This window comes from Zoogloea sp., from assembly GCF_041911615.1.
Lineage (GTDB): Bacteria > Pseudomonadota > Gammaproteobacteria > Burkholderiales > Rhodocyclaceae > Zoogloea.
This window is the reverse complement of record NZ_JAYROR010000138.1, coordinates 44,415-67,604: the sequence shown is the minus strand read 5'-3', so window position 1 is coordinate 67,604 and position 23,190 is coordinate 44,415. Positions and strand designations below refer to the sequence as shown.

General features: G+C 69.5%; 13 protein-coding genes. 9 read left to right on the top strand and 4 right to left on the bottom strand.

Annotation, left to right across the window (positions count from 1 at the left end; translation table 11 throughout):
• Nucleotides 1–76 precede the first annotated feature (76 nt).
• Nucleotides 77–4,360, top strand: a complete 4,284-nt coding sequence (locus ACE3P2_RS18490; protein WP_374267191.1) for a PAS domain S-box protein — start codon at nucleotides 77–79, stop codon at nucleotides 4,358–4,360.
• Nucleotides 4,357–5,763, top strand: a complete 1,407-nt coding sequence (locus ACE3P2_RS18485) for a bacteriohemerythrin (protein ID WP_374267189.1) — start codon at nucleotides 4,357–4,359, stop codon at nucleotides 5,761–5,763. The genes ACE3P2_RS18490 and ACE3P2_RS18485 overlap by 4 nt, the downstream gene beginning before the upstream one ends.
• Nucleotides 5,764–5,825: 62 nt before the next feature.
• Here ACE3P2_RS18485 and htpX read toward each other — a convergent pair whose 3' ends face one another.
• The 3 genes from htpX to def form a co-directional block, all read right to left on the bottom strand.
• Nucleotides 5,826–6,680, bottom strand: a complete 855-nt coding sequence (gene htpX, locus ACE3P2_RS18480) for a zinc metalloprotease HtpX (protein ID WP_374267187.1) — start codon at nucleotides 6,678–6,680, stop codon at nucleotides 5,826–5,828.
• 85 nt (nucleotides 6,681–6,765) lie between these two features.
• Nucleotides 6,766–7,686: a methionyl-tRNA formyltransferase gene (fmt, locus tag ACE3P2_RS18475; RefSeq protein ID WP_374267185.1), complete on the bottom strand. Its 921-nt coding sequence runs from the start codon at nucleotides 7,684–7,686 to the stop codon at nucleotides 6,766–6,768.
• Nucleotides 7,686–8,189 (bottom strand): peptide deformylase, encoded by a 504-nt coding sequence (def, locus tag ACE3P2_RS18470; protein ID WP_374267183.1) that lies wholly within the window; start codon nucleotides 8,187–8,189, stop codon nucleotides 7,686–7,688. The genes fmt and def overlap by 1 nt, the downstream gene beginning before the upstream one ends.
• 169 nt (nucleotides 8,190–8,358) lie before the next feature.
• On the opposite strand from def, the gene ACE3P2_RS18465 reads away from it, so the two are divergent.
• From ACE3P2_RS18465 to ACE3P2_RS18450, 4 genes are all read left to right on the top strand, one after another.
• Complete coding sequence (locus tag ACE3P2_RS18465; protein ID WP_374267181.1) at nucleotides 8,359–9,483, top strand: LysM peptidoglycan-binding domain-containing protein; 1,125 nt, start codon at nucleotides 8,359–8,361, stop codon at nucleotides 9,481–9,483.
• 140 nt (nucleotides 9,484–9,623) lie between these two features.
• Nucleotides 9,624–10,712, top strand: a complete 1,089-nt coding sequence (gene dprA / locus ACE3P2_RS18460) for a DNA-processing protein DprA (protein WP_374267179.1) — start codon at nucleotides 9,624–9,626, stop codon at nucleotides 10,710–10,712.
• A 26-nt stretch (nucleotides 10,713–10,738) separates the two neighbouring features.
• On the top strand, nucleotides 10,739–11,215 hold the full coding sequence (locus ACE3P2_RS18455) for a DUF494 family protein (RefSeq protein ID WP_374267177.1): 477 nt from the start codon (nucleotides 10,739–10,741) through the stop codon (nucleotides 11,213–11,215).
• An 82-nt stretch (nucleotides 11,216–11,297) separates the two neighbouring features.
• Nucleotides 11,298–13,820 (top strand): DNA topoisomerase III, encoded by a 2,523-nt coding sequence (locus tag ACE3P2_RS18450; RefSeq protein ID WP_374267175.1) that lies wholly within the window; start codon nucleotides 11,298–11,300, stop codon nucleotides 13,818–13,820.
• A gap of 73 nt (nucleotides 13,821–13,893) precedes the next feature.
• Here the strand turns inward: ACE3P2_RS18450 and ACE3P2_RS18445 are convergent, their stop codons facing one another.
• Nucleotides 13,894–14,760 carry an HDOD domain-containing protein gene (locus ACE3P2_RS18445; protein WP_374267173.1) on the bottom strand — a complete coding sequence of 289 codons (867 nt, stop codon included), beginning with the start codon at nucleotides 14,758–14,760 and terminating at the stop codon, nucleotides 13,894–13,896.
• A gap of 168 nt (nucleotides 14,761–14,928) precedes the next feature.
• Between ACE3P2_RS18445 and ACE3P2_RS18440 the strand changes: the two genes are divergently transcribed.
• The 3 genes from ACE3P2_RS18440 to uvrA all read left to right on the top strand — a co-directional run bounded on the left by ACE3P2_RS18440 (nucleotide 14,929) and on the right by uvrA (nucleotide 23,167).
• Nucleotides 14,929–15,441: a hypothetical protein gene (locus ACE3P2_RS18440; RefSeq protein WP_374267171.1), complete on the top strand. Its 513-nt coding sequence runs from the start codon at nucleotides 14,929–14,931 to the stop codon at nucleotides 15,439–15,441.
• A 55-nt stretch (nucleotides 15,442–15,496) separates the two neighbouring features.
• Nucleotides 15,497–17,500, top strand: a complete 2,004-nt coding sequence (locus tag ACE3P2_RS18435; protein WP_374267169.1) for a DUF1631 family protein — start codon at nucleotides 15,497–15,499, stop codon at nucleotides 17,498–17,500.
• Nucleotides 17,501–17,566: 66 nt separating this feature from the next.
• The gene (gene uvrA, locus ACE3P2_RS18430) at nucleotides 17,567–23,167 is read left to right on the top strand and encodes an excinuclease ABC subunit UvrA (protein ID WP_374267167.1); all 5,601 of its coding nucleotides are present in this window, start codon (nucleotides 17,567–17,569) and stop codon (nucleotides 23,165–23,167) included.
• Nucleotides 23,168–23,190 lie beyond the last annotated feature (23 nt).

Genomic DNA, 23,190 nt, shown 5'->3' with positions numbered 1-23,190 from the left:
GGACGAAGGCCGAACGGCGTCGGAGTCGATGGCCGTTGTCGCGTGTTTTTCAACCTATCTGGCAGGTAATCGAAGCATGTCCTTCATCTCGCCGAAGTCCGAGACGAATCGTCTGTCGCCCCTCCTCGAGGCGTCGTCGGCGCTGGACATCGAGCGGGAGCGCAACTTCCTGAAGACGCTGGTGCGTACGTTGCCCGACATGGTCTGGCTGAAGGATCCGGACGGCTGCTACCTGGCCTGCAACCCGAGTTTCGAGCGTCTGGTGGGCGCGCGGGAGGCGGACATCATCGGCAAGACCGCCTACGACTTCGTGCCGTGGGATCAGGCCGACGCCTTTCGCCGCGACGATCTGGCGGTGATCCACGCCGGCGCGGTGATGCGCTGCGAGCAGGCGGTGAGCGTCGCCCATGGCGAGCCGGTGCTGCTCGAGATCATGAAATCGCCGATGTTCGACAGCGACGGCCACCTGATCGGCGTGCTCAACGTGGGCCGCGACGTCACCGAGGTGCGGCGGGCGCAGGAGGCGCTGCGCGAGCGCGAGGCACTGTTCGCCAGCGTGGTGAGCCAGGCGGAGGATTCGATCGGCGTGGTCGATCTGCACAGCGGCCGTTTCGTCGAGTTCAACGATGCCGCCCATCGCAACCTGGGCTACAGCCGGGAGGAGTTCGCGCGGCTGCGCGTGGCCGACATCGACTGCGCCCTGAGCCCGGACGAGCTGGCCGATACCCTGACCCGGATGGCCGAGCCGGAAGGCTGCTCGGTGCTGACCCGGCTGCGCTGCCGCAACGGCGAGGTGCGCGACGCGCGGGTGCGTGGCCGGGGCATTCGCCTCAAGGGCGAAGGGCGCTACCTCGCGGCGATCTGGAGCGATCTCACCGACGGCCGGCGCGCCGAGGTGCGCCTGAAGCGCGCCAACGCGGCGCTGCTGACGATCAGCGAATGCAACCAGGCCGTGGCCCGGGCTTCGGACGAAGGGGCGCTGCTGGACGACGTCTGCCGTCTGATGGTGAGCTTCGGCGGTTATCTGGCGGCCTGGGTCGGTTTCGTGGACGAGCAGGCCGTCGAGCGGGTGCGCCCGGTCGCCGTCGCCGGTCCCGCGGCCGAGGCGCTGCGGGCCAGCGCGTCGGCCTGGGCAGCGGTTCATGGCGGCGGTGGCCCCGCCGCCGCGGTGCTGCAGTGCGCGCAGCCGGCCATCGTCCGCGACATCCAGGCCGACCCGCGTTTCGTGCCCTGGCGAGAGGTGGCGACGTTGCCCGGCGGGGCGGCGCTGTGCGTGCTGCCCCTGATGGCCAGCGACGGCCGGTGTTGCGGCATCCTCAACATCTGCTCGGCGGGCGTCGACGCCTTCGACGACGAGGAGGTGCGCCTGCTGGCCGAGCTGGCCGGCGATCTGGTGTTCGGCCTGCGCGCGCTGCGCGACCGCGCCGAGCGCGACGAGGCGCGCCAGCAGCAGCAGGACACCGCGCAGCAACTGCGCAATCTGGTCGAGGCCAGCCCGACCATCCTCTACGCGCTGCGCAGCGTCGATGGCAAGGGCGTGCCGGTGACGGTGAGCGACAACGTGGAGCGCATCCTCGGCTACACCCCGGCGCAGGCCCTGCAGCCCGACTGGCGGGACGCGCATGTCCATCCCGACGATTTGCCGGTGGTGCAGGCCGCCGTCGCGCAGGTGCAGGCGCAGGGACAGCTCGTTCAGGAATACCGCTTCACCCATGGCGCCGGGCGCTACGTCTGGCTGCGCGACGAGATGCGCCTGGGGCCGGTCCACGCGGGCGGCGAGCAGGCGATCGTCGGGGTGCTGACCGACATCACCGCCCGCAAGCACATCGAGCAATCCCTCGAAAACCAGCGCCGCGTGCTCGAGATGGTGGCTTCGGGTGCGCCGCTGGCCGACACCCTGGAAACCCTCGCGCGGGGCGTCGAGCGGCTGCTGCCGGACATCCGCACCTCGGTGCTGCTGCTCGACCCGGACGGCGTCCACCTGCGCCACGGCGCCGCGCCGAGCCTGCCGGACGGCTACGTGCGGGCGGTGGACGGCATCGCCATCGGCGAAGGGGTCGGGTCGTGCGGCACGTCCGCGTGGCGGGGCGCGCCGGTAATCGTGGCCGATATCGCCACCGATCCGCTGTGGGCGCCCTACACCGGGCTGGTTGCGCCCTACGACCTGGCGGCCTGCTGGTCGTCGCCGATCCTCAGCCGCGACGGGCGCGTGCTGGGTACGTTTGCGCTGTACGCCTCGAAACCGTCCCGGCCGGACGCGCTGGCCCTCGAGCAGGTGGCGATGGCGACCGATCTGGCGGCGGTGGCGATCTCGCGCCACCGGGAGGAAACCGCCCTGCGCGAGAGCGAGGCGCGTTTTCGCCAGCTCTTCGAGGTGGCGCCGCTGCCCCTCGGCTTCGTCGATCCGGACGGCAGCGTCGGTGCGCTCAACCGCTGCTTCGTGGACACCTTCGGCTACACCCGCGACGACATCCCGACGGTGACGGCCTGGGCCGAACGGGCCTTCCCCGATCCAGTCGAGCGCGAGGCCATGCTCGCCCGGCGGGTCACCCTGCGTCCGCCCCACAGCGGGGCGCGCGCCGCCGAGCCGATCGAGCAGCGCATCACCTGCAAGGACGGCTCCCAGCGTTTCATGATGGTGTCGGGCGCGCCGGTGGGCGAGAGCTTCCTCGTCACCTTCTTCGACATCACCGAGATGCGCCGTCTCGACGCCCAGCTCGAACACTACCGGCACCACCTCGAAGACCTGGTGGCCGAGCGCACCGCGCAGCTCGCCGAGGTCAGCGAGCGAGCCGAGGCCGCCAGCCGCGCCAAGAGCGCGTTCCTGGCCAACATGAGCCACGAGATCCGGACCCCGATGAACGCCATCCTGGGGCAGGCCCGGCTGCTCGAACGCAGCGCCCTGAGCCACGAGCAGGAAGACCGCCTGGCGCGCATCCGCCACGCTGGCGCGCACCTGCTGGCACTCATCAACGACATCCTCGACCTGTCGAAGATCGAGGCCGGCAAGCTGCACCTGGAGTCGGTGGACTTCTCGCCGGACGCGCTCTTCAACCAGGCCCACTCGCTCATCCACGACCGCCTGCTGGCGCGCAACCTGAGCTTCGAGGCCGACACCGACGGACTGCCGCCGGTGCTCCGCGGCGACGTCACGCGCCTGCGCCAGGCGATCCTCAACTACCTCAGCAACGCAGTGAAATTCACCGAGCGTGGCGGCGTCAGCCTGCGCGCCGCGCTGGTCAGCGAGGACGAGGACAGCGTGCTGGTGCGTTTCTCGGTCAGCGACACCGGCATCGGCATCGCCCCCGAGCAACTGCCGCGGCTGTTCCGCTCTTTCGAGCAGGCCGACGCGTCGACCACCCGCAAGTACGGCGGCACCGGCCTCGGCCTGGCCCTCACCGGCCACCTGGCCAGCCTGATGGGCGGCGAGGTCGGCGTCCACAGCGAGCCGGGCCGGGGCAGCACCTTCTGGTTCACCGCCCGCCTGCGCAAGCGTCCCGGTCTGGTGCTGCCGGCGCTCGCGCCGGACCCGGCGGCGGAGGCGCTGCAGGTCGATCCCCGCCGGCTGCGGGGGGCGCACGTGCTGCTGGTCGAAGACAATCTGCTCAACCAGGAAGTCGCCCTCGACATGCTGGCCAACCTGGGGCTCGTCATCGACCACGCCGCCAACGGCCAGGAAGCCGTCGACCTGGCCGGCGTCGCCGACTACGACCTGATCCTCATGGACATGCAGATGCCGGTGATGGACGGTCTCGAGGCCACCCGCCGCATCCGCCACCTGCCCGGCCGGGGCAAGACGCCGATTCTCGCGATGACCGCCAACGCCTTCGAGGAAGACCAGGAGGCCTGCTTCGCCGCTGGCATGAACGATTTCATCGCCAAGCCGGTCGAGCCCGAGGCGCTGCACCGGATGCTGTTCAAGTGGCTCGGCGGCGAGGGGCGCGGCCCGCTGAAGGCGCCGCCCCCCGACGCGGCGCCGGACTGGGAAAGCGTGCTCGGCACCGTCGACGGCCTGGACACCGAGCGTGGCCTGCGCATGGTGCGCGGCAAGTGGCCCACCTATCTGCGCATCCTGCGCATCTTCGTCGAGGCCCATGCCGACGTGGTCGAGCACCTGCAGGCCGCCCTGGCCGCCGGCCAGTTGGCCGAGGTCGAACGCCTGGCGCATTCCCTCAAGGGCTCGGCCGGCAACGTCGGCGCGCTGCGCGTGTTCGACCAGGCCGCCGCGATCTGCAACGCCATCCGCGACGGTCAGGACGCCGACGCCCTGGCACGTCCCTTCGCCAGCCTGGTGCGGGCGCTGCAACCCCTGCTGGTCACGCTGCGCCAGCGACTGCCCGCCGACGGAGACGGCCGATGAGCAAACCCCCCCGTTTTGCGCCCTTTCACTGGGCGAGCTATTTCGAGACCGGTTGCGAGGAAGTGGACAACCAGCACCGCAAGCTGGTGGACCTCGTCAACGCCCTTGCCCAGCGGGCGGCGAGCGGCGCGGTGATCCAGCCCTCCGAGCTCGCCCATGTCCTCGACGGGCTGGGGCGCTACGCCCTGCATCACTTCGCCACCGAAGAGGCGCTGATGGTCGAGGCCGGGCTCGACCCGCGCCACCTCGACGGCCATCGCCGCGCCCACGCCGACTTCGTCACCCAGGTCGAGGCGATGCGCACCCATTCCGATCCCGGCCGCGTGGTGCCCGCCCTCTACAACTTCGTCACCAGCTGGCTCACCTTCCACATCCTCGACACCGATCAGAGCATGGCGCGCCAGATGCGTGCTATCGAGGGCGGCATGACGCCGGCCGCGGCCTTCGAGGCGGAAGCCGTCCAGGGCAGCGATCCGGGCAATGTTGCGTTGATCGGCGCGGTGCGTTGCCTGCTCGGCCTGGTGGCCGAGCGCAACAGCGAGCTGGGGCGCATCAATGCCAGTCTCGAACAGCGGGTGGCGGAGCGCACGGCCGAGCTCACCACCGTCAATCGCGACCTGCGCGCCACCCAGCAGCGCCTGCTCGAGGCGGACAAGCTCGCCGCGGTGGGCCAGCTGGCCGCCGGTGTCGCCCACGAGATCAACACGCCGCTGGGCTACGTCGCCGCCAATCTGGGCGCCCTGCGCGAGTACGCCGACCGCCTGCTGGCACTGGTCAACACCGCCGATCGCCTGGCCGCCGGCTCCGACGCCTGGCAGGCGGCCCGCGCCGGCGCCGACGTGGATTACATCCGCGACGATCTGCCGGTGCTGGTCGAAGAGTCGACCCGCGGCCTCGGGCGGGTCAGCGACATCGTGCACGCCCTGCAGGGCTTCGCCGAGCCGGGGCCGATGGAAACCCTGCCCACGTCCATCGAGCGACTGCTCGATTCGGCCATCGAGGCCACCGCCGCCGGGCGTCGTCCGGGTCAGCAGGTGCGCCGCAGCTATGCCGGTCTGCCCAAACTGGCGGCCAATCCGACCTTGCTCGGCGAGGCCTTCAAGGCGCTCATCGAGAACGCCGGCCAGGCCCTCGGCGGCGCGCCCGGCACGATCACGGTGCGCGCCGAGGTGGCCGGCGAGTGGATTCGGGTGGATGTGCTCGACACCGGCTGCGGCATGGACGAAGCCACCCGGGCGCGCATTTTCGAGCCGTTCTTCACCACCCGCGCGGTCGGTCAGGGCCGGGGGCTCGGTCTGTCGTCGGCCTACCGCATCGTCAGCCAGCATGGTGGCCATCTGGAGGTGGACAGCGCGCCGGGCAAGGGCAGTCGCTTCCGGGTGGTGCTGCCGCTGGCGACCTGAGGCGGCGTGCCGCCATAAAAAAACCCGGCCGTGGCCGGGTTTTTGTGGTGCTGCGATCGGGCTCAGCGTCGTCCGCCTCCCATCGCCCGCAGACGCGCGACACGTTCCTCGGTGGCCGGGTGGGTGCTGAACAGGCCACGCAGACCGCCGCCGGAGAGCGGGTTCATGATCATCATCTGGCCTGTTTCCGGGTGCGCCTCGGCGGTGGGCATCGGAATGCCGCGGGCGAAGGCGTCGATCTTCATCAGCGCGTCGGCCAGGGCGTTCGGGTCGCCGGCGATCTCGGCGCCGCCGCGGTCGGCCTCGAATTCGCGGGCGCGGGAAATCGCCATCTGGATCAGGCTGGCCGCCAGCGGGGCGAGCAGGGCGACCGCGATGCCGGCGATCGGATTGGCCGGGCGGCCGTTCTCGTCGCGCCCGCCGAACATCATCGCGAAGTTGGCGAGGGCCGAGATGGCGCCGGCCATGGTCGCCGAGATGGTGGAGATCAGGATGTCCCGGTGCTTCACGTGGGCCAGCTCATGGGCCATCACGCCGCGCAGCTCGCGCTCGGATAGCATCTGCAGGATGCCGGTGGTGGCGGCCACCGCGGCGTTGTCCGGGTTGCGGCCGGTGGCGAAGGCGTTGGGCTGGTCCTCGTGAATGATGTAGACCTTGGGCATCGGCAGCTGGGCGCGGCCGGCCAGTTCGCGCACCATGTTGTAGAGGTAGGGCGAGCTGGTTTCGTCCACTTCCTGCGCGTTGTACATGCGCAGCACCATCTTGTCGGAGAACCAGTACGAGAACAGGTTCATCGCGCCGCCGAAGACGAGCGCCATGAGCATCCCCGACTTGCCGCCGAGCATGGCGCCGATCACCCCGAACAGGGCGACGATCGCGGCCATGAGGATCGAGGTCTTGAGCCAGTTGCCGAGCATTGCGGGTATCCGTCCTTTCAGAAATGTGATGCGGTCAGCGGCTGGTTAGATGGGGCAAAAGGCAAAAAATTCAATCGCCTGGCGGTCAGGCGAAGCGGGCGCCGGTGGCGATCGGCAGGCCGCGCAGGAAATCCGCGGCCGGCAGGCGCTTGCCGCCGGGCTTCTGCAGTTCGGTGACGCACAGGGCGCCTTCGCCGCAGGCGACGATCACGCCGGCGCCCTCGGCCAACAGCACCTCGCCCGGCGTGCCGCTGGCGTCGATGGCGCGGGCGCGCCACAGCTTGATCGGCGTGCCGTCGAGCGTCGCCAGCGCGCCGGGGAAGGGGTTGAAGGCGCGCACCGCCCGCGCGATCTCGGAGGCGGGGCGGGTCCAGTTGATGGCGGCCTCGGCCTTGCCGATCTTGGCGGCGTAGGTGACGCCCTCGGCCGGCTGGGGCGTGGCGGAAAGCCCGCCGGGCAGCGCCCGCAGGGCGTCGACGATGAGCGCGGCGCCGGCCTGCGCGAGGCGGTCGTGGAGGCTGCCGGTGGTGTCGTCGGCATCGATCGGGACGACGCGCTTCATCAGCATCGGACCGGTATCGAGCCCGGCGTCCATCTGCATGATGGTGATGCCCGTCTCGGCGTCGCCGGCCTCGATGGCGCGGTGGATCGGCGCCGCGCCGCGCCAGCGGGGCAGCAGCGAGGCGTGGATGTTGAGGCAGCCGTGGCCGGGCAGGTCGAGCACCGCCTGGGGCAGGATGATCCCGTAGGCGGCCACCACCAGCACGTCGCAGCAGGCGGCGGCGAGGGGGGCCTGCTGCTCGGGCGTGCGCAGCTTCTCGGGTTGATGCACCGGGATGCCGGCGGCCAGGGCCACCTGCTTGACCGGGCTCGGCTGCAACTGCATACCGCGGCCGGCGGGGCGGTCCGGCTGGGTGAGGACGAGGGGCACCTCGAAGCCGGCGGCGAGGATCGCCTCCAGCGCCGCGGCGGCGAATTCGGGGGTTCCGGCGAAGGCGACTTTCATCAGGCGGTGATCCGTGCTTTCTTGGCGAGCTTGCCCTTGATCCGGGTCTGCTTGAGCTGCGACAGGTATTCGACGAAGACCTTGCCGTCGAGGTGATCGAGTTCGTGCTGGATGCACACCGCGAGCAGGCCCTCGGCGTCCAGTTCGAAAGGCTTGCCCTGCTGGTCAAGGGCGCGCACCGTGACGTGCTCGGCACGGGTGACCTTGTCGTAGATGCCGGGCACCGAAAGACACCCTTCCTCACAGACCTGCTCGCCGGAGCGCGCGATGATCTCGGGGTTGATGAGCGCCAGCAGCGCCGACTTGTCTTCCGACACGTCGATCACGACGACGCGCTGGTGCACATCCACCTGGGTGGCGGCAAGGCCGATGCCCGGTGCCTCGTACATGGTTTCGGCCATGTCGGCGACGAGTTTGCGGATGGCGTCGTCCACCTCGCGCACCGGCGCAGCGCGCGTGTGCAGGCGGGGGTCGGGGTAGCGGAGAATCGGTAGAAGGGCCATAAATGTTGCCGGATGAACACTTTACGTGCAGAATTTTGAGCCAAATCTGCGATGCTCGCGTCTTGACGCGGCACGCATCCGGCCCCGCCAAATCGACCGCCCTGGGCTGCCGTCCGAACGGCTGACCATTGCGCGGCAAAGCTATCCGCCGAAAGCGAGTGGAAAACGAATGATTCGCAGCATTATATCCGCCCTCCTGATCGGCGTCGCTGCCCTGGTCCCCGCCGGTGCCGGCGCGACCGATCCGGTCCGCCTGGCCGACGACGCCCCCGACAGCCACACCGTGGTGCCCGGTGACACCCTCTGGAGCATTTCCGGCAAGTTCCTGAAGGAGCCGTGGCGCTGGCCCGAGGTCTGGCGCCTCAATCGCGAGCAGATCCGCAACCCGCACCTGATCTACCCCGGCCAGATCATCGTCCTCGACCGCAGCGGCGCGGTGCCGACGCTCAAGTTCGGCAAGCGCATCGGCCAGGGCGGCGGCGACCGTCGCCCGCTCTACGAGAAGCGCTTCCCGCAGGTGTATTCGTCGCCTTCCGCCGGCGCGATCCAGAGCATCCCGGTGCGCGCGATCCAGCCCTTCCTGTCCGAGCCGCTGGTGGTGGGCGACCAGGAGGACGAGCGCGCAGGGATCATCGTCGCCACCCAGGAAGGTCGTGTGTTCACCGGTTCCGGCGACACGATCTTCGCCACCCGCATCGTTCCGGGCATACCCGAGTGGAACGTCTATCGCAAGGCCAAGCCGATGCGCGAGCCGGTCACCGGTGAGGTGCTCGGCTACGAGGCGGTTTACCTCGGGCGTGCCCGGGTCCAGTCCGAAGCCGGCGTGCTGACGCCCGACGTGGAAGGCGACAGTGGCAGCGCCGAGGCCCGCCTGCCGGTCCCGGCGAGCCTGATGATCACTGCCGCCAAGCAGGAGATCGGCAAGGGCGACCGCCTGCTGCCGGCCGGCCGGCCCGAGCTGCTCAGCTACGTGCCCCATGCCCCCGAGGCCGACCTGCGCGGGCGCGTCGTGTCGATCTACAACGGCGTCGCCGAAGCGGGCCGCTACAACGTCGTGTCGGTGAGCCTCGGCAAGCGCGACGGTCTCGAGATCGGGCATGTCCTGTCGCTGCACCGCAACCGCGGCGAAACCGCCTACCGTGAGGACAACGTCGGCCGCCCGCAGCGCTTCCAGCTGCCCGAGCAGCGCTATGGCCTGGTCTTCGTGTTCCGCGTCTTCGACCGCATCGCCTACGCGCTGGTGATGGAGAACGACGGGCCGGTGACCGTCGCCGACAGCGTCCGCAAACCCTGATTGCGCGAATAAATCTACTGCGCGCCCCGATCTTGCGATTCCGGTACTCGCTGTACTGAAAGTACAGCTGCGTTCCTCGTCGCAACCTCGGGCCGCTCGCTACGATTTGTTCACGCAATCCCACTTCCGCTGATTCCATCGTGTCGAACCCTCATCCGCTCGCTGCCTGGCTGCGGCTGACGCTCACGCCGGGCGTCAGCGCGGCGAATCAGCGTCAGTTGCTGGCGGCCTTCGGCTTGCCTGAGGGCATATTCGCAGCCGGTCATTCGGCGATTGCCGCCGTGGTCGGCGCGCCGGTAGCGCGTACGCTCCTCGAATACACTGCCAGTGCCGCTGTCGACGCGGCCATCGAGTGGGCGGCCCTGCCCGGCAATGCGGTCGTCACCCTGGGCGACGCCGCCTATCCCGCGACGCTCCTCGAGATTCCCGATCCGCCGGTGCTGCTCTACGTCAAGGGCGATCCGGCGCTGCTGGCGCGGCCATCGGTCGCCGTGGTCGGCGCGCGCAGCGCCACGCCCCAGGGCGAGGCCAACGCCGAAGCGTTTTCGACCGCCTTGTCCGAAGCCGGTCTGACCATCGTCAGCGGCCTGGCGCTGGGCATCGACGGCGCGGCCCACCGCGGCGGCCTCGCCGGCCCAGGCAGCACGGTGGCGGTGATCGGCACCGGTGCCGACCGCATCTACCCGGCGCGCAACGCCGCGCTGGCGCGACGCATCGCCGAAGCGGGCGCCATCGTGAGCGAATACCCCCTCGGCACGGCGCCGCTGGCCTACAACTTTCCGCGCCGCAACCGCATCATCGCCGGCCTGGCGACGGGCGTGCTGGTGGTCGAGGCGGCGCTCAAGAGCGGTTCGCTGATCACCGCCCGACTGGCCACCGACTGTGGTCGCGAAGTCTTCGCGATTCCCGGCTCGATCCATTCGCCGGTTGCGCGGGGTTGCCACCAGCTGATCCGCGACGGCGCCAAGCTCGTCGAATCGGCCGCCGACATCCTCGAAGAGCTGCGTCTCGCGCCGCCGCCGACGCCCGCGCCGGACACGCCCGTCCCGCCGACCGAGGACGACGAGACCGCTCGCGTGCTGTGTGCCCTGGGGCACGATCCCGTGGACCTGGACACACTGGTGCACCGCACCAGCTTGACGCCGGAAGCGCTCTACGCCATTCTGCTGACGCTGGAACTCGACGGGCGCGTGTCACGCCTGCCCGGAGGGCGCCTCCAGCGTCTCTAAAAACGACCGGCCCCAGGCCCCGCGCCATGTTCGACATCCTCGTGTATCTCTTCGAGAACTATGTTCACGCCGACGCGTGCCCCGAACCCGCGCAACTGGCCCGCAAGCTGACGGCCGCCGGCTTCGAGGAAGAGGAAATCTCCGAAGCCCTCGACTGGCTTTCCGGCTTGCGCCAGCTCTCCGACGGCGAGCGACCGGCGCACTGCGCGCGGCCCGGCTCGCTGCGCATCTACGCCGACGACGAGCTGGTCCGCCTGGATGTGGAGTGCCGCGGTTTCCTGCTGTTCCTCGAGAACGCCGGGATCCTCGACGCCGAATGTCGCGAGATGATCGTCGAGCGTGCCCTGGCCCTGGGCGAGCCGGAAATCGAGCTCGAAAACCTCAAGGTCATCGTGCTGATGGTGCTCTGGCAGCAGGATCGCCCGATCAACGGCCTGATCCTCGAAGAGCTGCTCAACGAGTCCGACGAGGACGACGAGCCCGTGTCATACGCCCTGCACTGACCCGGGGCCGCTTGCAAGCCCGGCGCAGGCTTCCGTATGATGCGCCGCTCCCCCAACAACCTGAGTCGGGCGCACCACAGGCATGAGCAAGCAGCTGATCATTGCGGAAAAACCCTCGGTTGCGGCGGACATCGCCCGCGCCCTCGGCGGCTTCACCAAGGAAAAGGACTACTTCGAGTCCGAGCACTACGTGCTCTCCTCGGCGGTGGGCCATCTTCTCGAACTCACCGTGCCGGCCGAGTTCGAGGTCAAGCGCGGTAAGTGGTCGTTCGCCCATCTGCCGGTGATTCCGCCGCACTTCGCGCTCAACCCCATCGAGAAGACCGAGGACCGGCTCAAGCTGCTCACCCGCCTCATCAAGCGCAAGGACGTCACCGGCCTCATCAATGCCTGTGACGCGGGGCGCGAGGGCGAGCTGATCTTCAGCTTCATCGTCCAGCACAGCGGCACCAGCAAGCCGGTGCAGCGCCTGTGGCTGCAGTCGATGACCGCCGGCGCGATCCGCGACGGCTTCGAGCAACTGCGCGCCGCCGCCGATGTCGAGGGCCTGCGCCAGGCCGCGGTATGCCGCGCCGAGAGCGACTGGCTGATCGGCATCAACGGCACCCGGGCGATGACCGCCTTCAACTCCAAGACCGGCGGTTTTCACCTCACCACCGTCGGTCGCGTGCAGACTCCGACGCTCGCCATCGTCGTCGAGCGCGAAGAAAAGATTCGCGCCTTCAAGCCCACCGACTACTGGGAACTCGAGGCCAGCTTCGGCTGCCAGGCCGGCGCTTACGCGGGGCGCTGGTTCGACGAGGGTTTCAAGAAGCCCGAGGAAGGCGCGCCGCTGGCGGAACACGCCACCGCCTTCCGCCTGTGGGACAAATCCCGCGCCGAGGCCATCAAGGCCAAGTGCGAAGGCAAGCCGGGGACGGTCGAGGAAGAATCCAAGCCGTCCACCCAGCTCTCGCCGCTGCTGTTCGACCTCACCTCGCTGCAGCGCGAAGCCAACGGCCGCTTCGGCTTCTCGGCCCGTACCACCCTGCAGTTGGCCCAGGCCCTGTACGAGAAGCACAAGGTGCTGACCTACCCGCGTACCGACGCCCGCGCGCTGCCGGAAGACTACGTGGGCCAGGTCAAGGGCATCCTCGGCGGGCTGCCGGACGAGTACGCGCCCTTCGCCAACGAGATCGTCAAGCAGGGCTGGGCGCGGCCGAACAAGCGCATCTTCAACAACGCCAAGATCTCCGACCACTTTGCGATCATCCCTACCGGCACGGCACCCAAGAGCCTGTCCGAGGCCGAGGCGAAGATCTACGATCTGGTCACCCGGCGCTTCCTGTCGGTGTTCTATCCGGCGGCCGAATACCGCGTCACCACCCGGGTCACCCGTGTCGAGGGCGAGGCCTTCAAGACCGAGGGCAAGATCCTCGTCAATCCGGGCTGGCTGGCCGTTTATGGCAAGGCCGCCGCGGTGAGCGAGGCTGACGGCGGTGCGCCGCAGCTGGTGGCGGTGGCGCCCGGCGAGCAGGTTTCCACCGACGAGATCGTCGTCAAGGCGCTGGTCACCAAGCCGCCCGCCCGCTTCAACGAAGCCACGCTGCTGTCGGCCATGGAAGGCGCCGGCAAGATGGTGGACGACGAGGAGCTGCGCGCCGCGATGGCAGGTCGCGGCCTCGGCACCCCGGCGACCCGCGCCCAGATCATCGAAAACCTGATCGGCGAAACCTACATCCTGCGCGACGGCAAGGAGCTGATCCCGACCGCCAAGGCGTTTTCGCTGATCACCCTGCTGCGCGGCCTCGGCACCAACGAGCTGACCTCGCCCGAACTCACCGGCGAATGGGAGCACAAGCTGGCGCAGATGGAGCGTGGCGCCCTCTCGCGCGCCGAGTTCATGGACCACATCCAGGCCATGACCCGCGACATCGTCGAGCGCGCCAAGCGTTACGAGTCCGACACCGTGCCCGGCGACTTCGCGACGCTGGCGACGCCCTGTCCGAAGTGCGGCGGCCAGGTGAAGGAGAACTACAAGAAGTTCGCCTGCCAGCGCTGCGACTGGAGCGCCTGGAAGATCGTCGCCGGCCGGCAGTTCGAGATCGCCGAGATCGAGACCCTGCTTTCCACCGGCCGGGTCGGTCCGCTGCTGGGTTTCCGCAACAAGATGGGGCGGCTCTTCAACGCCGAGATCCGCCTCAACGACGACAAGCAGCCCGAGTTCGACTTCGGCCAGCCCAAGGATGACGAGGCCGCCGAGCCGGTGGATTTCTCGGGCCAGGATTCCCTCGGCCTGTGCCCCAAGTGCGGCGCGCAGGTGTACGAGCACGGGCTGTCCTACGTCTGCAGCAAGTCGGTGGGGCCGGAGAAATCCTGCGATTTCCGCTCCGGCAAGGTCATCCTGCAGCAGCCCATCGAGCGCGAGCAGATGAGCAAGCTGCTCGATACCGGCCGCACCGAGCTGCTCAAGGGTTTCGTCTCCAGCCGCACCAAGCGCAAGTTTTCGGCGTTCCTGGTGCGTGGCGACGACGGCAAGGTCGGCTTCGAGTTCGAGAAGAAGGAACCCAAGGCGCCGGCGGCGAAGAAGCCGCCCGCCCGCAAGAAGGCCGCCGCCAGCGAGTGAGGCCGTCGTACCGGCTTGCGCAGCAGCAAAAAAGCCCGCCGATCGGCGGGCTTTTTGTTGGCCGCGGCAGGATTCAGGGGTGGGCGTTGAGCGCGGCGGCGATGATGTCGTGGAACTCGTCCAGATCGGCGTCCGAGGTGCCCAGGAAGGTCTTCGCGTCCTCGAAGGGGCGGCCGCCGACGGGGTGGGCGTTCTCGGTGAAGTCGGCGATGACGTGCTCGGCGAGGATGGTCACGGCGATCAGGGCGAGGGCGTCGGAGGGGAGCTCCTTCTCGGGAAGGATGTAGACCTCGGGGTCGTGGTGGTAGCGGATCGCGGTTGCGATCTTGGCCGGCAGACCCCAGTTGCGCGCCAGCAGCCAGCCGGCCACGGCATGGTCGCAGCGGAAATGGGCCTGTTCCTCGAGGATCAACGGGTAGCCACGGTCGGGCGCGTTGGCGTAGAGCGCCTTGTACTCGGGGAAGCTGCTCATCATCACCGGGACCGCGGCATCCTGGAACAGGGCGTAGGTGTAGGCGCTGTCGGGCGAGATGCCCACGTGGTTGCGGGCCAGCACTCCGGCCGCCAGGGCCAGCGTCGCGGCGCGCGACCAGAAACTCTGCAGCAGCTCGGCCGGCAGATCGGTGGGAAAGTCGCGCAGGGCGACGGCGATCACCACGTTGAGGATGTTCTTGATGCCGAGCCGCGTCGCTGCCTGCTGCACGCTGCGCACCTTGGCGCCGGCGCCGAACATGGGCGAGTTGGCCAGCTTGACCGCGGCGGCGGACATGCTCACGTCCGAAGCCAGGATGCGGGTCAGGACCTTGATCGAAGGCTCGTCCCGTTGCGCTTCGCGCATCACATCGGCGACGATGCTCGGGCAGGCGGGGATGCGGACGGCCTCGAGTGTCGCGGTGAGTTCGTCGTGATCGAGTTTGCGGGTGGTCGTGGCGGTATTCATGGCGGAGTCAGCCTGCTCGGGATGCAGTAAATTTGATAAAAAGATTCATTTTTTATCGTTCTTTTGTTCGTCGTCCGGGGTTGGACACCCGCGCGCGGCAGCGCCTCACCAGCGTGGTGGCGCTGTCGGGGCTGTCGGACCTTCACCGGCTTCCGGAGGAGCTTGGTCATGCTTTCGTCGTCGCGTCTTGCGGTCTGCCTTGCGACCCTCGCCTTCGTGGTGTCGCAAGCCAACCTCGGCTACTTACTCCACCAATTACGGCCGAATATTCTCGTTCTGCAGTCCACTTTTGATGCCGACGCCTATTGGGCGATCCTGCGGGCCTGGGGCGATGCGGGCGTGGCCCGTTACCGCGCGCATTTTCCGTACGATCTGCTCCACCCCTTCGTCTATGCGCTGTTCGGCTGGGTGCTGGCGTGTCGTGCCGGGCTCTTCGCGGCGGGCGAGCGGCGCGCGATGACCCGGGCGGCGTGGATGCTGCCGGTGGCGGGGCTGTTCGACCAGGCCGAGAATCTGTGCCAGCTCCGGCTGCTCGCCGGCCCCTTCGGCGCGCCGAGCGCGCTGATTCCGTTGTCGGCGCTGTGTTCGTCGATCAAGTGGGGGCTGGCCGTGCTGTTCGCCGTCACGATGGCACGGCGCGTGCTGCAAATATCTGCCCGGAACGGGCGTCTGTCACAGTGAAAGCGGACGCGGGCTGTGTATAAATCTGTGACGACATTTTCGTGCGTCCCCGTTCATGCCCCATCGATCCCGTTACCGAGGTTCGTCGGCCGCCCCGGCCTCGGATCTGCTTGCGCGCTGCCGGGCGGGTTTCCTGCAGGCCTTGCGAGACGGAGCGGGGGAGGTCATCCGCCATCCCGAGTGGCTCGACGTGCTGTCGCGCACCGCGGGGGCGTGCTTCGACGCGCTGGTCGGGCCGTTCCGTGAGCGCAAGCCGGAGGAAGGGCCGAGTTCGATCGGCCTGGTGCGTTCCGACGAAGCCGATTACTCGATTGCCCTGATCAACCTCGACCGCCGCCTGCAGACCTTCTGCGGTCGCGAGCTGTCCGCCCTGCACCTGCGGATGCGCCTGATGCTGGCCGACGAGGGCATCGAGGTGCGCGAGGAATCGCCGCTGGGCACCGCCACGGTGTGCCGCGCCCTGCGCGCCCTGAAGGAAGCCGAGAAGCTGCGCCCCGCCGAAGCCCTGCAACTGCTGCGCCAGCTCGAGGCGCCCCTCGCACGGCAGCTCTCGCACTTCTACCGGGCGCTCGAGCATCAGCTGGCCGACGAAGGCCTCGCCCATCGCGGTGTGGACATCCGCAAGCAGGTCGAGCCCCCCGCGCCGGCCCCGTCTCCGGCAAGCGCTGCCGACGCGCACGAGACCGACTGGACCGACACCCCGGCGGCCCGCGCCAGCCTGCCCATCGACCCGGTGGACGCCCTGCGCCTGGCCGTGCTCACCCAGCGCGAGATGCGTCAGACGCCCAGCGCCAGCCTCGACCCGGACCTGGCGTCGGCGATCATCGAGCGCATCAAGGCCTGGCTGGTCGAGCGCCAGAAGTACGGCGCCGGCGTGCCGGTGTCCCTCGGTGCCAGCGAGATGGGGGCGCTGCTCAGTCCGGTCCAGGCCGCCGCCGTCGAAGTGATCGAAACCGTCTGCGGCCGCGCCGAGAGCGACGCCGACCTGCCGGCGACGATCCGCACCTTGTTCTCGGGCCTGCGGGTGCCGCTGCTGCGCCTGGCGCTGCGCAGCGAGAATCTGCTGGCGCTCGACCGCCATCCGGCCCTGCGCCTCGTCGACCGGATTGCCAACGTCGGTCGCACCCTGCCGTCCGATTGCACGCCAGGTTTGCCGGTGTGCCGCGGGCTGGCGTCGATGGTCCGCGCCCTCGCGCGCCTGTCGCGCCCCGGTCGGCGCGATTTCGAGATGGCCCTCGGGGTGCTCGAATCCCTGCTCGTCACCCGCCAGAAGAGCGCGCTCAGCCGCGCCGCGCGGCACATCGAAATCGCCCTGCGCCTCGAGCGGCGGGAGGTGGCGCTGCACCAGGCCAGCCGCGCGGTGTACCTGCTCGTCGGCCAGGAGCCGGCCAGCGTGGCGCGCAACTTCCTCGAACGCTACTGGGTGCACGTGCTGGCCAAGGTGGCGTACCGCTACGGGCCGGAAAGCCCCCAGTGGGCCAGTCGGCTGCTGGTGGCCAACCGGCTGCTGGCCGCCGCCGTGCCGCCCGCCGACGAAGCCGCCCGCCAGCGCATGAAGAGCGAATTTCCGTCGCTGATCTACGATCTGGACGACGGCCTCACCTGGATCGCGCTGCCGGCCAAGCAGGCCGGCTCGGCGCTCTCGTCGTGCCAGGCGATGCACACCAGCCTGATGGCCGGGCGCAAGCCGCCGGTGCCGACGCTGCGCCGCACCACCTCGCCGCCGACCCTCGGCGCGCCGGACGAAAGCCCGGGCCTGCTGACCCTCAAACACAAGCAATACGTGGCCGGCGAGCTGTCGCTGACGCCCGAATGGGCCGGGCTGACGATCGGCGACAGCGTCGCGGTCGGGCTGCCCAACGGCCGGGTGATGTACGGCTACGTCGCCCACCTCGCGCCGGCCGGCCAGGTGGTGCTGATCTCCGACGGCGACCACGACGCGGTGCTGGCGATCACCGCCCGCGCCCTGGCCCAGCAATGCGCGCGACCCGAGACGCGGCTGTTCCGCGACGAATCGCTGGTGGACGCCGCCGCCACCGACAAGCTCCTGAATCCCTGAGCGGCATGGCCGGACACGCGGCGGGCGCTACAATCGCGTTCGCCCGTTTGAACCGACCGCTCCGCCATGTGCCTCGATCCCGCCTGCGCCGGCGACCACGCCGCGCCCGCCACCGATAACGCCATCCGCATCCGCGGCGCGCGTCAGAACAACCTCAAGAACCTGTCGCTGGACATCCCCCACCACGAACTCGTGGTGGTGACCGGCGTGTCCGGCTCGGGCAAGAGCTCGCTGGTGTTCGACACCCTCTACGCCGAAGGCCAGCGCCGCTACGTCGAGACCTTCTCGCCCTACGCCCGGCAGTTCCTCGACCGCATGGACAAGCCCCAGGTGGATCGTATCGAGGGCGTGCCGCCGGCCATCGCCATCGACCAGACCAACCCGGTGCGCACCTCCCGCTCGACGGTCGGGACGATGACCGAGCTGGCCGACCACTTCAAGCTGCTCTACGCCCGCGCGGCGCGCCTGCACTGCCGCGGCTGCGGCAAACCGGTGACGCGCGACACCCCGGCGACGATCTTTGCCGACCTCTCGGCCCGCGCCGCTGCGGCGGGCGATCCGCGGCTGGTGGTGAGCTTCCCGGTCACCGTGCCCGCCAACTTCGGCGAGGACGAAGTGGCCGAACTGCTGGCCCGCCAGGGCTACACCCGCATCCACGCCCGCGACGGCGAGGTGCTCCACGTGGTGCAGGACCGCTTCCGCCTCGGCAACGCCGAGCACGCGCGGGTGATGGAGGCGCTGGAGATCGGCCTCGCCGCCGGTCACGGCAAGCTCACGGTGCATGCCGTCGAGGGCGACGCGGAGACCCGCTGGAAGTTCAGCAGCGGCCTGCACTGCGCCGAATGCGACATCGCCTACCCGGACCCGACGCCCAGCCTGTTCTCGTTCAACTCGCCCATCGGCGCCTGCGACACCTGCCGCGGCTTCGGGCGGGTGATCGGCGTGGATTTCGGGCTGGTGATCCCGGACGAATCCAAGACCCTCGCCGAAGGCGCCGTGAAGCCCTGGCAGAGCCCCAGCTTCAAGGAATGCCAGGACGACCTGGCGAAGATGGCGAAGAAATACGGCGTGGCGATGGACATCCCCTTCCGCGACCTGCCGGAAGAACATCGCCGCTGGGTGCTCGAAGGCGACGAGAAGTGGAAGAACTGGGATTCCAGCTGGCCACGCTACTGGTACGGCGTGCGCCACTTCTTCGACTGGCTGGAAACCAAGGCTTACAAGATGCACATCCGGGTGCTGCTGTCGCGCTACCGCAGCTACACCGAATGCCCCGCCTGCCACGGCGCGCGGCTCAAGCCGGAGGCGTTGCTGTGGCGCCTCTGGCGCCGTGAGGAGGAGGGGCCGAGGAGTGAGGAGAGAGGAGTAAGGAGTGAGGAGCTTCCCTCCGATCGCCAGCGCACTCGCGCTGAGCATGGCCTCCTCACGAAGCTCGCAATCAGCGAGCTTCTTGCCCTGCCCATCGATGATGTGAGCACCTTCGTCGCCGCGCTGGATCTCCCCGCGCCGCTGGACGAAGCCACCGAGCTGCTGGTGGGCGAGATCAAGGGCCGCCTGCGCTACCTGCAGGACGTGGGCCTCGGCTACCTCACGCTCGACCGCCAGTCGCGCACCCTGTCGGGCGGCGAGGTGCAGCGGATCAACCTCACCACCGCGCTGGGCACCTCGCTGGTCAATACGCTCTTCGTGCTCGACGAGCCCTCCATCGGCCTGCACCCGCGCGACATCGGGCGCATCCTCGGCGTGATGGAGCGCCTGCGCGACGCCGGCAACTCGCTGGTCGTCGTGGAGCACGACCCGCAGCTGATGCTCGCTGCCGATCGCCTGCTCGACATCGGCCCCGGCCCCGGCGAGCGCGGCGGCGAGATCGTCGCCTACGGCGCGCCCACTGCCATCGCCAACGACCCGGCCTCCCTCACCGGCGCCTACCTTGCCGGCCGCAAGCGCGTGGACACCCGCCGCCAGCCGCGCCCGGTCGCGGCCGAGGCGCCGCGCCTCGTGCTGCGGGGCGCGCGCCAGCACAACCTGCGCGGCGTCGATCTGGCGATCCCGCTGCAGCGGCTGGTCGGTATCACCGGCGTGTCCGGTTCGGGCAAGTCCACCTTGATCCAGGACGTGCTGTTCCCGGCGCTGGCCAAGCACCTCGGCCAGCCGTCGGAGCCGCCCGGCGCCTTTGATGGCTTGGTCGGCGCCGACGCGATCAAGGGCGTGGTGATGGTGGACCAGTCGCCCATCGGCAAGAGCGCCCGTTCCAACCCGGTGAGCTACGTGGGCGCCTGGGACGCCATCCGCAAGCTCTTCGCCAACCTGCCAGAGGCCAAGGACCGCGGCTACACGCCGGGCACCTTCAGCTTCAACTCCGGTACCGGGCGCTGCCCGACGTGTACCGGCTCGGGCTTCGAGCACGTGGAGATGCAGTTTTTGTCCGACGTGTATCTGCGCTGCCCCGATTGCGACGGCAAGCGCTACCGGCCCGAGATCCTGGCCCTCGAATGGCGCGGCAAGAGTGTGGCCGACGTGTTGGAGATGACCGTCTCCGAAGCGCTCGGCTTCTTCGCCGACCAGAAAGCCGTACTCGCCGCCCTCGCGCCGCTGGCCGACGTGGGCCTCGAATACCTGCGCCTCGGCCAGCCGGTGCCCACGCTATCCGGCGGCGAGGCTCAGCGCCTCAAGCTCGCCGGCTATCTGGCCGAGGCTGCGCAACTGGCCGGCAAGAAGTCGAAGAAGGCCGCCGCCGGCGACGAGCCGGGCCTGCTGTTCCTGTTCGACGAGCCCACCACCGGCCTGCACTTCGAGGACGTGGCGCGGCTGCTGTCGGCGTTTGAAAAGCTGCTCGACGCCGGCCACTCGCTGGTGGTCATCGAGCACAACCTCGACGTGATCGCCGCCGCCGACTGGCTGGTGGATCTCGGCCCCGAAGGCGGCGCCGGCGGTGGCCTGATCGTCGCCGAAGGCACGCCGGCCCAGGTGATCGCCACCCCCGCGTCCCACACCGGCCGGGCGCTGGCCGACTACGCCGACCAGCTCGCCCGCCTGCAGGCCGCGCCGGTGGTGGCCGAGCCGCCGGCCCGCTACCGCCCCGTGGCGGACAAGGCCATCACCATCCGCCACGCCCGCCACCACAACCTCAAGAACGTCAGCCTCGACATTCCGCGCGACCAGTTCACCGTCATCACCGGGCTGTCCGGCTCGGGCAAGTCGACGCTGGCCTTCGACATCGTGTTCGGCGAAGGCCAGCGGCGCTATTTGGAATCCCTCAACGCCTACGCGCGGCAGTTTGCCCAGCCCTCGGCGCGGCCGGACGTGGATGCGATCTTCGGCATCCCGCCCACCGTCGCCATCGAGCAGCGGGTGAGTCGCGGCGGGCGCAAGAGCACGGTGGGCATCCTCACCGAGATCCAGCCCTTCCTGCGCCTGATGTACGTGAAGCTGGGCACCCAGTACTGCCCCGACTGCGACGTGCCGGTGACGCCCCAGCGCTTCGAATCCATCGTCGCCCAGATCCAGCGCGACCACGCCGGCGAATCGGTGGAGCTGCTGGCGCCGCTCGTCATCAACCGCAAAGGCCTCTACACCGACCTCGCCAAGTGGGCCCGCGGCAAGGGCTTCGAGCAGCTGCGCGTCGATGGCGACTACCTGCCCACCAAGAAGTGGCCGCGCCTCGACCGCTACAAGGAGCACAACATTGAGCTGCCGGTGGGCAGGGTGAAGGTGGGCGCCGACACCGAAAGCCTGCTGCGCGACTACGTGCAGGCGGCGCTCGACCACGGCAAGGGCGTGCTGAAGGTGCTGCCGCTGGGCGAGCCGGGCGGCGCGCTCACCACGCTGTCCACGCTGCGGGCCTGCCCGGATTGCGGCACCAGCTTCCCCGAGCCCGATCCGCGCCTGTTCTCCTACAACGCCAAGCACGGCTGGTGCCCGGACTGCTACGGCACCGGCGTGAAGATTTCCGGCAAGGTCGAGAACCCGGACGACCTGGACCTGGGTGAGCTGGAGCACGAAACCGATGAAGCCTGCCCCAGCTGCCACGGCGCGCGGCTCAACCCGGTGGCGCGGGCGGTGCGCTTCCGCGATCTGGGCCTGCACGAGCTGTCGTCGCTGGCGGTGGGCAAGGTGTCGGGCTTCTTCGAGACGCTGACGCTTGAGCGCCGCGAGGCCGAGATCGGCCGCGACCTGATCGCCGAGATCCGCGGCCGGCTGGACTTTCTGCAGCAGGTGGGCCTCGGCTACCTGGCGCTGGACCGGGCCGCGCCGACGCTCTCGGGCGGCGAGGCCCAGCGCATCCGGTTGGCGGCCCAGCTCGGCTCCAACCTCACCGGCGTGTGCTACATCCTCGACGAGCCGACCATCGGCCTGCACCCGCGCGACAACCGGCTGCTGCTCGACACCCTCGAAAAACTCCGCGGCCGCGGCAACACCCTGCTGGTGGTCGAGCACGACGAAGACACCATCCGCCGCGCCGACCACGTGATCGACCTGGGCCCAGGCGCCGGCGTGCGTGGCGGCCGCATCGTCGCCGAAGGCCGGCTGCCCGAGCTGATCGCCGCGCCGGAATCCGCCACCGGGCGCTGCTTTGCCAATCCGCTGGTGCATCCGCTCGCGCCGCGCCGGGGCGTCGCCGACGACCACCCGGCGCTGGTCGTCGAAGGCGCCACGCTGCATAACCTCAAGAACGTCTTGGCCCGCGTGCCGCTGGCGCGGCTGACGGTGGTCACCGGTGTGTCCGGCTCGGGCAAATCCACCTTCGCCCGCGACGTGCTCCACGCCAGCCTGGTGGCGCAAGGCCCGGTGGGCTGTGCGAGCGTCGAGGGAATGGCGCAGATCGGCCGCGTGCTCGAAGTCGACCAGACCCCCATCGGCAAGACGCCGCGCTCCTGCCCGGCCACCTACATCGGCTTCTGGGACGCCATCCGCAAGCTCTTCGCCGAGACGACGGAAGCCAAGATGCGCGGCTGGACGGCCTCGCGCTTCTCGTTCAACACCGGCGCCGGGCGTTGCCCGGTGTGCGAGGGCCAGGGCCGCATCACCATCGAGATGAACTTCCTGCCCGACGTGAAGCTGCCCTGCGAGGCCTGCGGCGGCGCCCGCTTCAACCCCGAGACGCTCACCGTGCAGTGGAAGGGCAGGAGCGTGGCAGAGGTGCTGAACATGGCGGTGGAAGACGCGGTGGAGTTCTTCGCCGCCCATCCGTCCATCGCCCATCCGCTCCGGCTGCTGCAGGACGTGGGCCTGGGTTACCTGACCCTCGGCCAGCCCAGCCCGACGCTATCGGGCGGCGAGGCCCAGCGCATCAAGCTGGTGTCGGAGCTCGCCAAGGTACGCGGCCGGGCGGGTGAATCCGCCACCGGCCCGGGCCGCCCGCTGCCGCCCGAAAAGCACACGCTGTACGTGCTCGACGAGCCCACCGTGGGCCTGCACATGGCCGACGTGGAGAAGCTGATCCACGTGCTCCATCGCCTCGCCGACGCCGGCCACACGGTGCTGGTCATCGAACACGACCTCGACTTGATGTCCGAGGCCGACTGGATCGTCGATCTCGGCCCGGAAGGCGGCGAAGGCGGCGGCGAGATCGTCGCCGAGGGGCCGCCGGAAACCATCGTCGGTGTCGAGCGGTCGCATACCGGACGCATTCTGGGCGAGTTCCTGGCCGCGCGCCGGGCCCCCTGATACCGAATCACGCAAGCCATGGA

Coding starts and splice junctions, on each gene's coding strand:
- ACE3P2_RS18490 (WP_374267191.1), top strand. CDS start 77: ATGTCCTTCATCTCGCCGAAGTCCGAGACGAATCGTCTGTCGCCCCTC.
- ACE3P2_RS18485 (WP_374267189.1), top strand. CDS start 4,357: ATGAGCAAACCCCCCCGTTTTGCGCCCTTTCACTGGGCGAGCTATTTC.
- htpX (WP_374267187.1), bottom strand. CDS start 6,680: ATGCTCGGCAACTGGCTCAAGACCTCGATCCTCATGGCCGCGATCGTC.
- fmt (WP_374267185.1), bottom strand. CDS start 7,686: ATGAAAGTCGCCTTCGCCGGAACCCCCGAATTCGCCGCCGCGGCGCTG.
- def (WP_374267183.1), bottom strand. CDS start 8,189: ATGGCCCTTCTACCGATTCTCCGCTACCCCGACCCCCGCCTGCACACG.
- ACE3P2_RS18465 (WP_374267181.1), top strand. CDS start 8,359: ATGATTCGCAGCATTATATCCGCCCTCCTGATCGGCGTCGCTGCCCTG.
- ACE3P2_RS18455 (WP_374267177.1), top strand. CDS start 10,739: ATGTTCGACATCCTCGTGTATCTCTTCGAGAACTATGTTCACGCCGAC.
- ACE3P2_RS18450 (WP_374267175.1), top strand. CDS start 11,298: ATGAGCAAGCAGCTGATCATTGCGGAAAAACCCTCGGTTGCGGCGGAC.
- ACE3P2_RS18445 (WP_374267173.1), bottom strand. CDS start 14,760: ATGAATACCGCCACGACCACCCGCAAACTCGATCACGACGAACTCACC.
- ACE3P2_RS18440 (WP_374267171.1), top strand. CDS start 14,929: ATGCTTTCGTCGTCGCGTCTTGCGGTCTGCCTTGCGACCCTCGCCTTC.
- ACE3P2_RS18435 (WP_374267169.1), top strand. CDS start 15,497: ATGCCCCATCGATCCCGTTACCGAGGTTCGTCGGCCGCCCCGGCCTCG.
- uvrA (WP_374267167.1), top strand. CDS start 17,567: ATGTGCCTCGATCCCGCCTGCGCCGGCGACCACGCCGCGCCCGCCACC.